Genomic DNA, 16,573 nt, shown 5'->3' with positions numbered 1-16,573 from the left:
GTGTCAATAATATTATTGGCACTTTTTTTATATTCTATTTTTTAACCTAAATTCAAATTTCAGACTCTTTACTCCTCTTTTTACAGTCATTTTTATTTTTTTGGAAGGTTCACTTTGGAACATTGCTGTAATTTCATTTAATTCAAATTCATAAGCAGGTTTATTATTTATTTTTTTTATAATATCTCCTTCTTGTAAACCAGCTTTATCAGCAGGCGACCCTTCTAAAACCTTATCTATTTTAAAAGAAGGTTTAAATTTATAATGATATCTTGTTATTAAAGAAATTGTATTTCTATCACTTTGTGAATTATAAAAATTTACAGATTTATCACTTGTTTCTTCTTTTACTAATTCCTGTCCATCATTAACTAAATGTAAACCACTCATATTATAATAAAAACCATTTTTCAAAGAACCATTTTTCTTTAAAATCATTTTTTTATTAGGATAATCTATCCAAACTTTAAAACGGTTTAAAATATTTCCGCCAATACTTCCGTTTCTCTCTTTAAAACGTCTTGCATTAAGAGTAGATTTCTTATCTAAAAAAGAAACAGTAGGTTCTTTTATCAAAAAATCACCTAATGAAATATGTGGTATTTTACTTCTATTTCCATAAATAGTACCACTTAATCCTTCGCCTAAAATATCTTTAAAATGCTTTATAGGTGTTTTAATTTCGGCTTTTGTATTTTCAAACAACCACATTGCATCAGTACCTCCTGTATCTATTAACATTTTAACAGGAGTTATTAAATCACCAACTGTATCAATTTTAACGGCAACATTTACGTAGGGTTTTTTACGATAAAACTCTAGCGGAAACTCTTGACATTTTCTACATTTTTTTTGTTGATATGTTTTAGGATTATAAAAGACAATTTTTTTTGTTTTATAATTAATTTTAATGATAACATCTTTTAATAAATCATAACCTATAATTCCGTGAATAGTTGTTCCCATTTTAGCCGATAAATTAAAATCTTCGGTTAAAGCAACAAATAAATCTTGATTTGAACTTACAATATTATTTATTTTAAGTTCATTTTTTCTCGAAGTTAATGCAGCTATAGGTTCGCCACCTCCCAAACCACGAAGCATTATTTTTTTCACATTCTTTAATCCTATACTATCTTTTTTTGTCAGATTAAACAATAATGTATTACCAACACCTGTATCTAGAATAAAGGATAATTCATTTCCATTAACCTCCAAAGGAATGACAATTAAGTTATTAACTAATTTAAAATACACTTCTTGTTTTTCTGTTTGATTTCCAAAAAACTGAAAATTCTTTTGAGAAAATAAAGAAACACTAATAATAAAAGTAAAAAATAATAGTAGTTTTTTTATCAAAGTAATTAATTTTAAGTTCCATATGAAGATACAAATTTATATTACTGTAATTTTATTATTTTTTAAAAATAAATTTTGCAAATTTGCATCAAACAATATATAAATTATATCATATGCCTGTTATTTCTATAAAAGGGAATTCTATGCCTCAATCACCAATTCGTAAATTGGTTCCTTTTGCAGAGGCTGCTAAAAAAAATGGAACTAAAGTTTTTCATTTAAATATTGGTCAACCAGATATTAAAACTCCACAAGTAGCTTTAGATGCTGTTAAAAATAATACTATTGAAGTATTATCATACGCACGTTCTGAAGGTTCTGAACAATACCGTACAAAGTTAGCTGCATATTATGCTAAAAACGATATTCATGTAAACGCAAATAATATTATTGCTACTACAGGTGGTTCTGAAGCGTTATTATTTACTATTGGTAGTATTACTGATCCAGGTGATGAAATTATCATTCCTGAGCCTTTTTATGCTAACTACAACGGTTTTTCAACTGCTTCGGGTGTAAAAGTTGTTCCTGTAATTTCTAAAATAGAAGATAATTTTGCGTTACCTGCTATTGAAGATTTTGAAAAATTAATTACATCAAAAACAAAAGCTATTTTAATTTGTAACCCTGGTAATCCTACTGGTTATTTATATAGCGAAGCTGAAATTGAAAAATTAAAGCAAATCGTTTTAAAACACGATTTATTTTTAATTGCTGATGAAGTTTATCGTGAGTTTACTTATGATGGTGAAAAGCACAATTCAGTAATGACTTTAGATGGTTTAGAACAAAACGCTATTGTTATTGATTCTGTTTCTAAGCGTTACAGTATGTGTGGAGCAAGAATTGGATGTATCGTTTCTAAAAATGAAGAGTTCATCAATACTGCTATTAAATTTGCTCAAGCTCGTTTAAGCCCTCCTACTTATGCTTTATTAGCTAGTGAAGCAGCTTTAGACACGCCTCAAAGTTATTTTGATGAAGTTATTGAAGAGTATCAAGAACGTAGAAATACTTTAATTTCTGAGTTACAAAAAATTGATGGTATAAAAGTAGCTAATCCTAAAGGAGCTTTTTATTGTGTAGCTGAATTACCTATTGCTGATGCTGATGATTTTGCACAATGGATTTTAGAGGATTTTAACGATAACAACGAAACTATTATGGTTGCACCTGCTAGTGGATTTTACTCTACTGCTGGAGAAGGTAAAAACCAAATACGTATGGCATATGTATTAAATAAAGTTGATTTAATTCGTTCTGTAGAGATTTTAAAAATAGCTTTACAACAATACAAAAAATAGGTTTCATTGAATATTCAAGAAAACATATCATTAAAAAACTATAATACGTTTGGCATTCATGTTAATGCCAAACGTTTTATTTCTATTGATTCACTTTATAGTTTACAACAACTTTTAAAATCGGAAAAAGATGTTTTTTTAATTTCTGGAGGTAGCAATATGCTATTAACCAAAGACATTGAAAAACTTGTTGTTCATTTAAATTTAAAAGGAATTTCTATTGATAGAGAAAATGAAAACGATATTTACATAACTGTAAATGCTGGTGAAAATTGGCACGAATTTGTACTTTGGTGTGTTTCTCAGGATTATGGAGGAATTGAAAATTTATCTTTAATCCCAGGAAATGTAGGTACTTGTCCTATTCAAAATATTGGTGCGTACGGTGTAGAAGTAAAAGATACTATAAACCGTGTAGAAGCTATTGATATTGAAACAGGAAAATTAGTAACGTTTTCTAATGATGATTGTAAATTTGGATATCGAAATTCTATTTTTAAAAATATAGCTAAAGATAAATATATTATTACTTCAGTTTGTTTTCAACTTACAAAAAAAGACCATAAACTTACTACTTCTTACGGTGCTATTGAAGCTGAATTTTTATCAAAAAACATTAAAAACCCAACTATAAAAAATGTTTCTGATGCTGTTATAGCAATAAGAAATTCTAAATTACCAGATCCTAAAAAAATTGGTAACAGTGGTAGCTTTTTTAAAAATCCTGTAATTTCTAAATTACAGTTTGAAAAAATCAAAAAAGATTTCCCTAATATTCCAAGTTATAAAGTATCAGACACAGAAATAAAAGTACCTGCTGGATGGTTAATTGAAAAATGTGGGTTTAAAGGTAAAAAATTTGGTAATTATGGTGTGCATGAAAAACAAGCTTTAGTACTTGTTAATTATGGAAATGCAACAGGTATCGAAATTTATAAATTAGCACAAAACATTCAAAAAACTATTAAAGATACCTTTTCTATTGATTTAGAAATTGAAGTAAATATTATTTAAAATATTTTTATTTTAAGATATAAACGTCATTCTGAATTTATTTCAGAATCACATAAAATGAAGAGCTACGGCAAATCAGGATGCGAAACTTAAATAAATTCAGTTTGACAGATTCGATTTTTTAGCTATAAAACTCTTTTTGGATAAAATTTAAGTTTTTAGTACAATTTTATAAGTAAGGAAAAATTTCTAGCCCCGATTGAAGCAATTGTTTGAGCTCTTTTTTGTTTTTTTCAAACAAAAAAAGCGAGTGCGGAAAGCGGGAAATTGCTTCAAAAAAATATAAAAACACCTAAAAAAAGATGTTTTTATATCATTTTAATACTATTTATTCTTTATCAAATAATGCTTTATGAATAAACCCTGCTACAATTGCTCCTGCTATAGGTGCAACCCAAAATAACCAAGATTGTGCTAAATAACCTCCACCAGCAAATAAAGCCTGACTCATAGAACGTGCAGGATTTACCGAAGTATTAGTAATTGGAATACTGATTAAATGTATTAATGTTAATCCTAATCCGATAGCTATTGGAGCAAAACCTTTTGGAGCTCTTTCATTAGTGCTTCCTAAAATTATCAATAAGAAAAACATTGTTAATAAAAATTCAGCAGCAAAAGCTGATGTCATATTATAACCTCCTGGTGATAATTCCCCGTATCCGTTAGCAGCAAAACCACCAATAGATTCAAAATCTGATTTACCTGAAACGATTAAATATAAAGCTCCTCCAGCTAAAATTGCACCAATTAATTGAGAGATAATATACGGTACTAATTCTTTAGCCGAAAACTTACCTCCTGCCCATAAACCTAAGGATACCGCAGGATTAAAATGTCCTCCTGAAATATGCCCAACAGCATATGCCATTGTTAAAACAGTTAAACCAAAGGCTAAGGCTACGCCCATAAAACCGATACCTAATTCAGGGAAACCAGCAGCAAAAATGGCGCTACCACAACCTCCAAATACTAACCAAAATGTTCCGAATGATTCTGCTAAATACTTTTTCATATGTTATAGTTTAAAATTATTAACTCTTATTTATGACCCTAAATAACTCAAAAGTCACACTTATAAATCTACAATAAAATAATCCTCTAAAAAAGGAAGTTTGTATATTTGCAGTATAAAATTTAATAATTATGAAATTAATTTTTCTTACTATCGGTTTATTAGCATTAGCTTTTGCAGGAATCGCTATAAAAATTTGGGCTAAAAAAGATGGCGAATTTGCAGGTACTTGTGCTAGTCAAAATCCTGTTTTAAATGAAACTGGAGAATCTTGTGGTTTTTGTGGAAAAACTCCCGATCAATTTGACTCTTGTAACGATACTGCACACAACAAAGAATAAGTTTATATAAATATTAATAAAAACCTATATTTTAGCCACGCTATTAAGTATAGGTTTTTTTATTTTACCTATTTTAAATACAATTTATAAACTTGGAAATACCTAAAGAAAAAGTACTTCAACATATTCAGCAAGCAAAAAAAGGAAATCAAATTTCTTTTAATTTTTTGTTAGATAATTTTTGGGGAAACGTATATAACTACCAATTATCTATTACAAGAAATGATAATGAAGCAGAAGACATTACAATTAGAACTTTTTCAAAAGCTTTTGATAAAATTGATACTTTTAATGAAGCATATCAATTTAAAACTTGGTTAATTGCAATTTCTAAAAATGTATATATTGATTCTCTAAGAAAAAAAAATACTTCAATTATTTTAAATACTTCTAAAGAACAAGAAGAAGCCGCTTTTAGAATTATTGATAATGCTCCTTCTCCTGAAGATAACCTTATAACAGAGCAAAACTTAGCGAAGCTATTAAGAGATATTAAAAAGTTAAAACCTAAATATCAAGAAATTATCAATCTACGATTTTTTCAAGAATTAAGTTATAAAGAAATATCTGATAAAATAGGAGAACCAATGAATAATGTTAAAATAAAATTATTAAGAGCTAAAAAATTATTAGCAGAGATAATAAATAAATCTTAACTTACTATCATTTAGTTTTTTAATTAAAAAAAGCTAGTCATCTCTTTTCTCAACCTTTATTTATGAAAAAATCGCTATCAAAAATACTTGGTCCTGGGTTGTTATTTGCTGGTGCTGCAATAGGTGTATCTCATTTAGTACAATCAACAAGAGCTGGTGCCGATTTTGGCTTCGGATTACTTTGGGCATTATTAATTGTAACACTATTTAAATATCCTTTCTTTCAATTTGGTCCTCGTTATGCTGCTGCTACAGGAGAAACACTACTTGATGGCTACAAAAAATTAGGAAAAGGAGTATTAATATGTTATTCTATTTTAAACTTTGCTACAATGTTTACCATTCAAGCAGCCGTTACAATAGTAACTGCTAGCTTAGCGTCTAATATTTTTGGATTTACAGATAATCTAGTTATTTGGTCTGTCATTATATTAAGTATCAGTATTCTTCTTCTTCTTATTGGAAAATATAAACTGCTAGATAATTTAATGAAATATATCATACTGATATTAACTATCAGTACTATTATAGCCGTAATAGTTGCAATATTTAGTACAGAAAAAGGCTTCAATGTTCAACAGATACTACCTAGTGGAACTGCTCAAATTACTTTTTTAATTGCTTTTTTAGGTTGGATGCCTGCTCCTTTAGATGTTTCTATTTGGCATTCATTATGGTCTGTTGAAAAAAGTAAAACCACTTTTGAACAAATAAAACCAAAATATGCTGTTTTTGATTTTAATGTTGGATACATAGCAACCTTCTTTTTAGGAGTTTGTTTTGTCGTTCTTGGAGCCTTAGTTATGTATCAATCTGGAGAATCATTTTCTAATAAAGGAAGTGTTTTTGCTTCACAATTAATCAATTTATATACCGAAAATTTAGGTGATTTTTCTTATTTATTTATAGGAATCGCAGCATTTACAACGATGTTTAGTACTACGCTGACTACTTTAGATGCATCACCAAGAGCAATGACTAAAGCATCAAACTTATTATTTCCTAAAAAAAATAAACTAAATTATTCTTTCTGGATCTTTTTTTTAGTCATTGGTACTTTTGTTATTTTAAACTATTTTTTAACTGATATGGGATTTTTAGTTAAAGTAGCAACTATTTTATCTTTTTTAACAGCGCCATTTTATGCTATTTTTAATTATCTACTGATAACAGGAAAACATACACCTAAAAAAAATCAACCAAAATTACCTTTACGTATTTTAAGTATTACGGGAATTATTTTTTTAATCGGATTTAGTCTTTGGTTTTTAATCAATTTATAACAGTTTTCTTTGTAAATTTGCTGTTCAATTTTTTATCGAAATGGCAAACGAATCAGTATTATTACCAGAAAGAGTAAAAAAACCAAAATGGTTACGTGTAAAATTACCCGTTGGAAAAAAATATACAGACTTAAGAGGTTTAGTAGACAAATATAAATTAAATACCATTTGTACAAGTGGAAGTTGCCCAAACATGGGAGAATGTTGGGGAGAAGGAACTGCTACTTTTATGATTTTAGGAAATATATGTACCCGTTCATGCGGATTTTGTGGTGTAAAAACAGGAAGACCTGAAACGGTTGAATGGGATGAACCAGAAAAAGTTGCACGTTCTATTAAATTAATGGAAATTAAACATGCTGTTTTAACATCGGTAGATAGAGATGATTTAAAAGACGGTGGTTCTATTATTTGGGCAGAAACAGTAAATGCTGTTCGTAGAGCTAATCCAAAAACGACATTAGAAACCTTAATTCCTGATTTTCAAGGAAACGAAAAGTTAATTGATAGAATTATAGAAGTTGCTCCTGAAGTAGTTTCTCATAATATGGAAACCGTTCGTAGATTAACTCGTGAAGTTCGTATTCAAGCTAAATATGACAGAAGTTTAGGTGTTTTAAAATATTTAAAAGATAAAGGAATGCGTACTAAATCAGGTATAATGCTAGGTTTAGGTGAAAAAGAAGAAGAAGTTATTCAAACCATGAAAGACTTACGTGCTGTTGGTTTAGATATTATTACTATTGGACAATATTTACAACCTAGTAAAAAACACTTACCTCTTAAAGAATTTATTACTCCTGAACAATTTAAAAAATACGAAACATTAGGCTTAGAAATGGGCTTTATGTATGTTGAAAGTGGTCCTTTAGTACGTTCTTCGTACAAAGCACATAAACATGCACAGTAATTAGCTTTATCTTAACATTTAAGCTGTTAGTCGTTAAATAAATGTCAAACAACTAAATTTTAAAGAATATTTAGAATATTATTTTAATTTTACACCATACCTAGGTATGATTGAAAACAACTTTGTAAACTGGTTTTAATGTGTAGATTATTTGAATTATTTGATAAAAAAACCCACTCATAACGAGTGGGTTTTTATTTATCTAAAAAACACTTTTAATTTACTTTATGCAAATTTAATTGATTTTGAAGGCTCTATTTTTGTAATAATATACGATGGAATTATCAACATTAAAAAACATAATAGCAATGTTCCTAAACTTAATATTGTAATTGCAAAGATATTAATATCAACAGGTACTGTTGCTATTGCGTATGTTGCAGGATCTAAACTAATCACCTTAAAATACTTTTGAATTAATAATAATGTGATTCCGATTAAATTTCCCCAGAACAATCCTTTTAAGATTAAGTAAGAAGCATTGTATAAAAATATTTTCTGAATACTCCAATTACTACTTCCTAAGGCTTTTAAAATCCCGACCATTTGTACTCTTTCTAAAATTAAGACTAACAAAGCAGTTATCATATTAATTCCTGCTATTAGAATCATAATTCCAATAATAAACCATACATTATTGTCAAAAATTTTAATCCATTCAAAAATTAATGGGTAATTTTCAACAATAGTCATGCTATTTAAAGTAGCTCCTATATTACTATAAATTTCGTTTCCTTTTTGAGTTAACTCATCAAAATCATCAATTAACACTTCAAATCCTCCAATTTGATCAGCAGTCCATCTATTAATTTTACGTATTTCTCTAATGTCACCAATCAACATTGTTTTGTCAAACTCTGCAAAACCTGTGTTATAAATACCTACAATAATAGGTTTTCTCATTTTATATTTTAGCTTACTTTTTGTTGCACTAAATAAAGTTTGAATAGTATCATTTAATTTAAAATTTAACCTATCTGCAATAGCTTCAGAAATTAATATTTCTTTATTTCTATCTAATTTAAAATTAGGCAATCGTCCTTTGACTAGATATTCTTTAAAAAATGAAAAATCATAATCCGAAGAAACTCCTTTAAAAACAATGGCTTCAAAATCGGTAGGTGTTCTTATTATTCCTCCGATATTAGCAAAAACCTGTACATTTTTAATTCCATCAATTGTTTTAAACTTCGGATAAAAATCTTGTGTTTTACTTATTGGTACTGTAGAAATATCTGAATTATTGGTATCATAATTTACAATTTGTATATGACCTTTAAAACCTGTCATTTTATCGCTAATTTTCTTTTGAAAACCAGAAGCGATAGCAACTGCAATTAACATAATAGCGATACCTAAAGCAATCGCAATAGTTGCAATTTTAATAATAGGTGATGAAATACTGCTTTTATGCTCTTTACTAGCAATAATTCGTTTAGCGATAAATAATTCGAAATTCAAAAGTTATATTTTTTTATAGAATCAAAAGTAATTAATTATTGCTTAATTTATAGAAATGATTAACATCAATTAAATTATTCATTCTTTTTCTTACTAAAAGATTTTTAAGTAGTAATTTTATCTTTTTTTAAGATACTATTATATGAAAATCTATTTTAATTACTTTATATTATTTTTAGCTTGTATTAGCTTTCAATTTTCTTCTTGCGCTCAGCAACAGAAATCAACAACTGAAAAAGTTACAACTACTATACCTCTTCTTTTAAAAACAGGTGCTGATAGAACCAATTTATACTTATCTAAATTAAAAGGTAAAAATATAGCTATTGTAGCAAATCAAACATCAATAGTAAATATTCCACAACAAAATAAAGTAGAATCACATCATTTAGTCGATTATTTACACAATAATAAAGGAATTAACGTACAAAAAGTATTTGCTCCAGAACATGGTTTTCGAGGGAAAGCTGATGCTGGTGAAACTGTAATTGATGGAATTGATACTAAAACACAATTACCAATTATTTCGTTATATGGAAAAAACAAAAAACCATCGCAAGCACAATTAAAAAACATCGATGTAGTTATTTTTGATATTCAAGATGTTGGCGCACGTTTTTACACTTATATTTCATCGTTACATTATGTTATGGAAGCTTGTGCAGAAGCAAATATTCCTGTAATTGTTTTAGATAGACCAAATCCTAATGCACATTATATTGATGGTCCTGTGTTAGAAATGACACATAAAAGTTTTGTAGGGATGCATCCTGTACCCGTAGTTTACGGAATGACAATTGGCGAATATGGAAAAATGATAAACGGTGAAAACTGGTTAAAAAATAACCTAAAATGTGATTTAACTGTAATTTCTTTAGAAAATTATACACATAATACAGCATATAATTTACCTATAAAACCATCTCCGAACTTACCGAATGCTATTTCTATAAACCTATACCCTAGCCTTTGTTTTTTTGAAGGAACAACGGTTTCAGTAGGTAGAGGAACAAATAAACAATTTCAAATTTATGGAGCTCCTTATTTGAATAAAACAAGTTTTAGCTTTACACCTCAACCTAATGAAGGAGCAAAATATCCGAAGCATAAAGCTCAGTTATGTTATGGTGAAAACTTACAGAAAAACGGTAAACTTTCAACTTTAAATTTATCTTGGTTGATAAAATCATATCAAGAATCATCTAAAAAAACATTTTTCAATACATTTTTCACTAAACTAGCAGGAACGAAAAAATTACAAGTTCAAATTCAACAAGGGTTATCTGAAAAAGAAATTAAAAAATCTTGGGAAAAAGATTTATCAGTATTTAAAAAAGTAAGAGCAAACTATTTACTTTACAAATAATTTAAAAAACAGTATAAAGTGTTGTTACAATAACACCTTTACCATCTTTTAAAATAACCGATAGTAGCTCTTTTTCTTCTTTCACTTTAAAGTTAAAAGGAGCTACTGTTAGTTTTAATCCGCTTTTCTTTTTTATCCTAATTCCTTGTCCTGAAATAATATCTTTATTCGGAATAAACTCTCCGTTTGGTAAATGTTCTGTTAAAATAACATATTTAAAATCAGACAATTTAGCAACCACATTTTTAACCTCATCATTTGATAAATGTTGTAAAACTTGTCTTATTATAACACAATCAGCAATTGGCAAAATATCTTCTGAAATATCTAAAGTATGAAACTCTAAATTTGATGCTTTAAATTTTGTAGCATTATAAGTTATCAACTTAGAAACAATATCAACAGCTATATATTTCTTAGCATAAGGAACTAAATTTTCACCAATATTAAAATCGCCACAACCTAAATCGCAAATTGTAAGCGGTTTTTTAAACGAGGCTAAAAAAGAAACTACAGCTTTAATATATGGTTTTACAATTTCAGATTGATGTGAACCTAAGCCCGAATAAAAAGCGGTATTATTATCACCCCAAAGTTTCATTTCATATACTTGTTCCATAGCATCTTTTGTAGGCCAAGGTTTTTTTGCTTTTTTAGTTTGATTATTCATTTAGCTATTACACGATTAATTAAGCATCAAAGGTAATAACGTTTTATGAAAGGTTTAAATAATTTACTTTTCTTTATTAAAATAATCACTTATTTCTTTTCCTGTTGATAATTCTAAAGATTCTTTATCTTTTTGAAATAAACGAGCTGATAAAGTTCCTTCTAAAACTATTGAATTTCCTGTTACTGCTAACCAACTTCCTTCTCTTAATCCTAAGACAGAAGTTTCGTTAAATACATGATATTCTTTTATTCTAGTTTCACGAGTTTCTCCCATATGTGTAGAACCTTCAATCGGATCTAAATAATGTGCATTGATATTAAAAGGAATAAACTCTAAGGTTTTAAAACTTGATGGATACACAATCGGCATATCATTTGTGTTCATCATAGTAACCCCACAAATATTACTTCCTGCACTAGTTCCTAAATACGGAATTCCATTTTCTACAACATTTTTTAAAGTGTCTATTATATTATTCTGATATAATTGATTGACTAATTCAAAAGTATTTCCGCCACCTGTAAAAATACCTTTAGCTTCTTGTAAAGCTTTTATAGGATTTTCAAACTCATGAATTCCTTTTACTTTTTTATCGAGCTTTGCAAAATATTTCCTAGCAATATCAGTGTATTCATCATAACTAATTCCGCCTGGTCTTGCATACGGAATAAATAAAATAGTATCTGAATTTTCAAAAAAATTAATAAGTGTTGATGTTATATATTCTAAATATCCACTTCCATGAATAGTTGATGTACTTGCTATTATAAGTTTTTTCATAACTCAAATTAACAAAATTTTACCATAACGTTAAAACATTTTTAAGACCTTTAGGTAGTTTCTTTGTAATATGAGGAAGTTATTATTATTTTTATTCAGTATTACATCACTTATTAGTATCGCTCAAAACAACCCTAAAATTGTTTCAGGATATATTTATTTAGATAGTTTAAAGGTTCAAGATGTTCATATTATAAATCCAAAATTAGATATCGGTTCGGTTTCCAATGAAAAAGGACGTTTTGAAATTCTTGCTTCAAAAGGAGATATTTTAATTATTTCTCATCTAAATTTTGAATATAAAGAACATTTAATTACTGATGAAAATTTAAAATCAAAAGAGATTATTATTCATTTAGATAGTAAAACATATCTACTAGAAGAAGTTGTTCTTAAAAAAAAGAAAGGTATTTTTGATGTCGATAAAGACATACTATTACATAATTTACCAATTGTAAATGCTAAAACATTAAATTTACCGTATGCAAATAGTCAAAAACCTAAAAGTGAAAAAACAATCGCCTTTAAGTCAGGTGTTGCTGTTAGTTTAACAGGTCTTATCGGAGCTTTGAATGGAACAGCTAAACAGAAAAAAAAATTACATAATTTAAAAATAGCAGATAGTAAGTTGTTAAAAATAAGAAAACACTTTACTGATGGTTTTTTTGTACATCAATTAAAAATTAAAAAAGAACATATTAATCCATTTTTAGAACATTGTATTTCAAAAGGAATTATTAATTTATATCATAAAGAAAAACTACTAGAACTAACCACTGTTTTGTTAAATAATAGTAAAAATTCACCATATCTTTTAGACAAAGAAAAAACTACTGTTGTAGGAATTCAAAAATAACTATATGAAAAAACAACTGCTTTTATTTTTTTTAGTTTTTGGAGTAATTACAATAAGTGTTTCCCAAGAACATCAAAAATTTTTATACGCAAATGTTAAAGATAATATTGGTAGTGTATATAATGCACACGTAATTAACTTAACTACAAAACAAGGAACTTTTACCAATGAAAACGGTGAATTTAGAATTTTAGCTAAAAAAAATGACTCCTTAAAAATATCTTTTGTTGGCTATAAATCAACAATTATTATTGTAGCATCAAATCACTTCGGAATGCAAAAAAACACGTTTAAGTTAATTAAAACAACCTATGAGTTATCCGAAGTAAATATTAAAAAACATAATTTATCAGGCTTTTTATCTACTGATAGTAAAAATATAAAAACCACAAATCAAATTAATGCGACAACATTAAATTTACCATACGCAGGCTCTAAACAACTAACACCTGCCGAAAGAACACTGCAAACGGCTATGGGAGGAAGTAATGCTTTTACATTTGGTCTTCTAAATAAAATCTCCTTAGATTATATTGTAAATAAAGCTTCTGGCAGAATAAAAAAGCTTAAAAAACTAAAAGCAATTGAAACATTAGAAGTAAAAGTTACTAAAATAAAAAACAATTATTCATCGGCTATTGTACAAGAATATCACATAAAAAAATCAGATATTTATAAGTTTATTTATTATTGTACTTCGGATGAAAAATTTGAAGAAACTTATAATTCAGGAGAAATAAATATCATTTTGTTTTTAAAAAAGAAAGCAGAAGTATTTAAAAAGTTAAACTTAAACGATTATAAATAGTAATTTGGCTTAATAATTCACCTTATAAAAAATCAACATGAAAAAAATAAGCGTCCTTTTATTTATACTTCCTCTACTCGCTTTTAGCGTTCATAAATATTATATTTCATTAACAGAAATAAATTATAAAGAAGAAACAAAATCTGTACAAATGATTACAAATGTTTTTATGGATGATATAGAAACTGCAATCAATAAAGATTATAATGTCGATTTACAATTAACTTCAGATAAAGAATTAAAAACAGTTGATTCTCTTTTTTTTAAGTATTTAGAAAAAAATTTTAAGGTTAAAATTAACGATAAATCAGTTGCATATAATTTTATAGGTAAAGAATACGATGGTGATATTGTATATTTCTATTTAGAGATAGAAAATATTTTAAATATAAAAACAATTGAAATAGAAAATAATATTTTAATCAAACATTTTCCTGAACAACAAAACTTAGTAAAAGCATCAATAAAAAAAGAGCGTAAAAGTTTATTTTTAGATATAAAAAACAATAAAGGATTACTTAAATTTTAACATTATTTTTATTATATTCCTCGATTATTATTACTCTTGAATTTTATCCAAAAATAACCTTAATATAATGACGAAAAATATTTTATTTATTTTCTCTCTTTTTTTCGCAGTAACCACTGCTTTTTCTCAAAAAACTAAAAAAGGACATACTAATCAAAATAAATTTAGACAGTTAAAAGAACTTTTAGCAACACCAAATGACAAACATACTGCATCGGGTGCTCCTGGAAAAAAATATACACAGCAAAAAGTTGACTATAATATGGATATTATTTTAAATGATGATAAACAAATAATTACAGGAAACGAAACAATTACTTATCATAATAATTCAGAAGACGAATTAACGTATTTATGGGTGCAATTAGACCAAAATGTACGTGCTTCAGATTCTAAATCTCCAGATATTACTTCAGGAAAAATTGAAGAAACATTAAGTAAGAAAAAATTTAATAAAAATTTTCCTGAAAAAATTTTTGATGGTGGTTTTAAAATAACAGCAGTTACCAATACCGATGGTTCTAAATTATCACACACCATTAACAGAACAATGATGCGTATTAATTTATCAAAACCTTTGGCTACTGGTGATACTTTTAAATTTAACATCAATTGGTGGTATAAAATTAATAATCACAGAACACTTGGCGGAAGATCTGGTTTTGAACATTTTGAAAAAGACGGAAATAATAATTACGTAATTGCACAATTTTATCCAAGAATGTGTGTGTACGATAATGTAGAAGGCTGGCAAAATATGCAATTTTGGGGAAGAAGTGAATTTGCTTTAGAATTTGGAGATTTCAATGTAAATATTACAGTTCCTGAAGACCATATGTTAGGGGCAACAGGTGTTTTACTAAACGAAAAAGAAGTTTTATCTAAAAAAGAATTAAAAAGATTAGCCAAAGCAAGAAAAACTTATGATAACCCTGTTATTATCAGAAATCAAAAAGAGGCTATCAAAAATGAAAAAAATCGTGCTAGAAAAACAAAAACTTGGAAATTTAAAGCTACAAATGTAAGAGATTACGCTTTTGCTACTTCAAGAAAATTTATTTGGGATGCCATGGCTGTTGATATCAACGGAAAAAATGTAATGGCATATTCTTTATATTCTAAAGAAGCAAATCCTTTATATGGCGAACATTCTACCAGAGCTGTTGCTCAAACATTAAAAACATATTCAAGATATACATTTGATTATCCTTATCATAAAGCAATTTCTGTGGATGGACAAATGGGAATGGAATATCCACAAATTTGCTTCAATCCTGGAAGACCAAATGCTGATGGAACTTATTCTGATAGAGTAAAATACAGAATGATTAAAGTAACAATTCATGAAGTTGGACATAATTTTTTTCCAATGATTGTTAATTCTGATGAACGCCAATGGACTTGGATGGATGAAGGTTTAAATTCATACATGGAAATGTTAGCAGAATTTGACTATGATAAAAATTTTCCTGTTACTAGAGGTTTTCCGAAGAATATTGTTAAATACATGAGTGGAGACCAATCTAAAATTGCGCCAATTATGTCTAGAGGAGATCACGTATATGAATTTGGAAACAATGCTTACGGAAAACCTGCAACTGCTTTATGGATTTTAAGAGAAACCATTATGGGACATGAATTATTTGATCATGCTTTTAAAACCTATGCAAAAAGATGGAAATTTAAACACCCTACTCCTGCTGATTTTTTTAGAACAATGGAAGATGCTTCTGCCGTTGATTTAGATTGGTTTTGGAGAGGTTGGTTTTATACTACCGATGTTACTGATATTGGTGTGAAAGCTGTTAAAAAGTTTTATACATCAAAAAACAATGATGGTTCTGTTAATTTTATTCAAGATACAAGTAAAGGTTTAAATTTTTCTAATCAACAAAATAAGTATCATTATGAAATTACTTATAATAAACCAGGTGGTTTAGTAATGCCTATAATTGTTGAATTTACTTATAAAGATGGAACTAAGGAAAAGAAAACATATCCTGCACAAATTTGGAGATATAATGACAAAGAAGTGACAAAAGTATTTTCTTCGGATAAAGAAATAAAAAGTCTTATAATAGACCCTGATTTAGAAACTGCTGATGTTGACACCTCTAATAATACTTGGCCTAAAACAACAAAAACTAAATTCGATAACTTTAAAGATAAAGTTAAAAATTAATATATAAAATAAAATATTACTAATAAATAAAGCAAT

16 protein-coding genes are annotated in these 16,573 nt (G+C 27.6%); 11 read left to right on the top strand and 5 right to left on the bottom strand.

All coding sequences use genetic code 11. From position 1 onward, the window contains the following. Window positions 1-27: 27 nt before the first annotated feature. Complete coding sequence (locus tag AB0T67_RS01460) at window positions 28-1,359, bottom strand: aspartyl protease family protein (protein WP_369218832.1); 1,332 nt, start codon at window positions 1,357-1,359, stop codon at window positions 28-30. A gap of 113 nt (window positions 1,360-1,472) precedes the next feature. On the opposite strand from AB0T67_RS01460, the gene AB0T67_RS01455 reads away from it, so the two are divergent. Both AB0T67_RS01455 and murB read left to right on the top strand, forming a co-directional pair. Continuing rightward, window positions 1,473-2,663, top strand: coding sequence for a pyridoxal phosphate-dependent aminotransferase (locus AB0T67_RS01455; protein WP_369218831.1), 1,191 nt, complete (start codon window positions 1,473-1,475; stop codon window positions 2,661-2,663). A gap of 6 nt (window positions 2,664-2,669) precedes the next feature. Then, a complete protein-coding gene (murB, locus tag AB0T67_RS01450; RefSeq protein ID WP_369218830.1) occupies window positions 2,670-3,677 on the top strand; it encodes a UDP-N-acetylmuramate dehydrogenase in 1,008 nt (335 codons plus the stop codon). A 328-nt stretch (window positions 3,678-4,005) separates the two neighbouring features. Here murB and aqpZ read toward each other — a convergent pair whose 3' ends face one another. Then, complete coding sequence (gene aqpZ, locus AB0T67_RS01445) at window positions 4,006-4,692, bottom strand: aquaporin Z (protein WP_369218829.1); 687 nt, start codon at window positions 4,690-4,692, stop codon at window positions 4,006-4,008. Between the two features lie 131 nt (window positions 4,693-4,823). Here aqpZ and AB0T67_RS01440 point away from each other — a divergent pair, with 131 nt between their 5' ends. From AB0T67_RS01440 to lipA, 4 genes are all read left to right on the top strand, one after another. Continuing rightward, window positions 4,824-5,033 (top strand): membrane or secreted protein, encoded by a 210-nt coding sequence (locus AB0T67_RS01440; RefSeq protein ID WP_271230012.1) that lies wholly within the window; start codon window positions 4,824-4,826, stop codon window positions 5,031-5,033. Window positions 5,034-5,125: 92 nt separating this feature from the next. Beyond that, window positions 5,126-5,689: an RNA polymerase sigma factor gene (locus tag AB0T67_RS01435; RefSeq protein WP_369218828.1), complete on the top strand. Its 564-nt coding sequence runs from the start codon at window positions 5,126-5,128 to the stop codon at window positions 5,687-5,689. 62 nt (window positions 5,690-5,751) lie between these two features. Next, window positions 5,752-6,972 carry an Nramp family divalent metal transporter gene (locus tag AB0T67_RS01430; protein ID WP_369218827.1) on the top strand — a complete coding sequence of 407 codons (1,221 nt, stop codon included), beginning with the start codon at window positions 5,752-5,754 and terminating at the stop codon, window positions 6,970-6,972. Between the two features lie 40 nt (window positions 6,973-7,012). Then, window positions 7,013-7,882, top strand: a complete 870-nt coding sequence (lipA, locus tag AB0T67_RS01425; protein ID WP_271230014.1) for a lipoyl synthase — start codon at window positions 7,013-7,015, stop codon at window positions 7,880-7,882. Between the two features lie 225 nt (window positions 7,883-8,107). Here lipA and AB0T67_RS01420 read toward each other — a convergent pair whose 3' ends face one another. After that, window positions 8,108-9,343 carry an ABC transporter permease gene (locus tag AB0T67_RS01420; RefSeq protein ID WP_369218826.1) on the bottom strand — a complete coding sequence of 412 codons (1,236 nt, stop codon included), beginning with the start codon at window positions 9,341-9,343 and terminating at the stop codon, window positions 8,108-8,110. A 142-nt stretch (window positions 9,344-9,485) separates the two neighbouring features. Between AB0T67_RS01420 and AB0T67_RS01415 the strand changes: the two genes are divergently transcribed. Continuing rightward, entirely contained in the window at window positions 9,486-10,709 is a 1,224-nt protein-coding gene (locus AB0T67_RS01415; protein WP_369218825.1) for an exo-beta-N-acetylmuramidase NamZ family protein, read from the top strand. A 1-nt stretch (window position 10,710) separates the two neighbouring features. Here AB0T67_RS01415 and AB0T67_RS01410 read toward each other — a convergent pair whose 3' ends face one another. Together AB0T67_RS01410 and pepE are read right to left on the bottom strand one after the other, a co-directional pair. Further along, window positions 10,711-11,379, bottom strand: a complete 669-nt coding sequence (locus tag AB0T67_RS01410) for a class I SAM-dependent methyltransferase (protein WP_369218824.1) — start codon at window positions 11,377-11,379, stop codon at window positions 10,711-10,713. A gap of 63 nt (window positions 11,380-11,442) precedes the next feature. Beyond that, window positions 11,443-12,162: a dipeptidase PepE gene (gene pepE / locus AB0T67_RS01405; protein ID WP_369218823.1), complete on the bottom strand. Its 720-nt coding sequence runs from the start codon at window positions 12,160-12,162 to the stop codon at window positions 11,443-11,445. A 70-nt stretch (window positions 12,163-12,232) separates the two neighbouring features. Between pepE and AB0T67_RS01400 the strand changes: the two genes are divergently transcribed. The 4 genes from AB0T67_RS01400 to AB0T67_RS01385 all read left to right on the top strand — a co-directional run bounded on the left by AB0T67_RS01400 (window position 12,233) and on the right by AB0T67_RS01385 (window position 16,537). Beyond that, window positions 12,233-13,018: a carboxypeptidase-like regulatory domain-containing protein gene (locus tag AB0T67_RS01400; protein ID WP_369218822.1), complete on the top strand. Its 786-nt coding sequence runs from the start codon at window positions 12,233-12,235 to the stop codon at window positions 13,016-13,018. A 4-nt stretch (window positions 13,019-13,022) separates the two neighbouring features. Then, window positions 13,023-13,826 (top strand): carboxypeptidase-like regulatory domain-containing protein, encoded by an 804-nt coding sequence (locus AB0T67_RS01395; protein ID WP_369218821.1) that lies wholly within the window; start codon window positions 13,023-13,025, stop codon window positions 13,824-13,826. Between the two features lie 37 nt (window positions 13,827-13,863). After that, window positions 13,864-14,355 carry a DUF6702 family protein gene (locus AB0T67_RS01390; RefSeq protein WP_369218820.1) on the top strand — a complete coding sequence of 164 codons (492 nt, stop codon included), beginning with the start codon at window positions 13,864-13,866 and terminating at the stop codon, window positions 14,353-14,355. A gap of 67 nt (window positions 14,356-14,422) precedes the next feature. Continuing rightward, window positions 14,423-16,537 (top strand): M1 family metallopeptidase, encoded by a 2,115-nt coding sequence (locus AB0T67_RS01385; RefSeq protein ID WP_369218819.1) that lies wholly within the window; start codon window positions 14,423-14,425, stop codon window positions 16,535-16,537. Window positions 16,538-16,573 lie beyond the last annotated feature (36 nt).

It is taken from the genome of Tenacibaculum salmonis, assembly GCF_041053065.1.
GTDB lineage: Bacteria > Bacteroidota > Bacteroidia > Flavobacteriales > Flavobacteriaceae > Polaribacter > Polaribacter pacificus_A.
The sequence above is the reverse complement of the archived record's forward strand: the minus strand, read 5'-3'. Positions and strand labels throughout refer to the sequence as shown.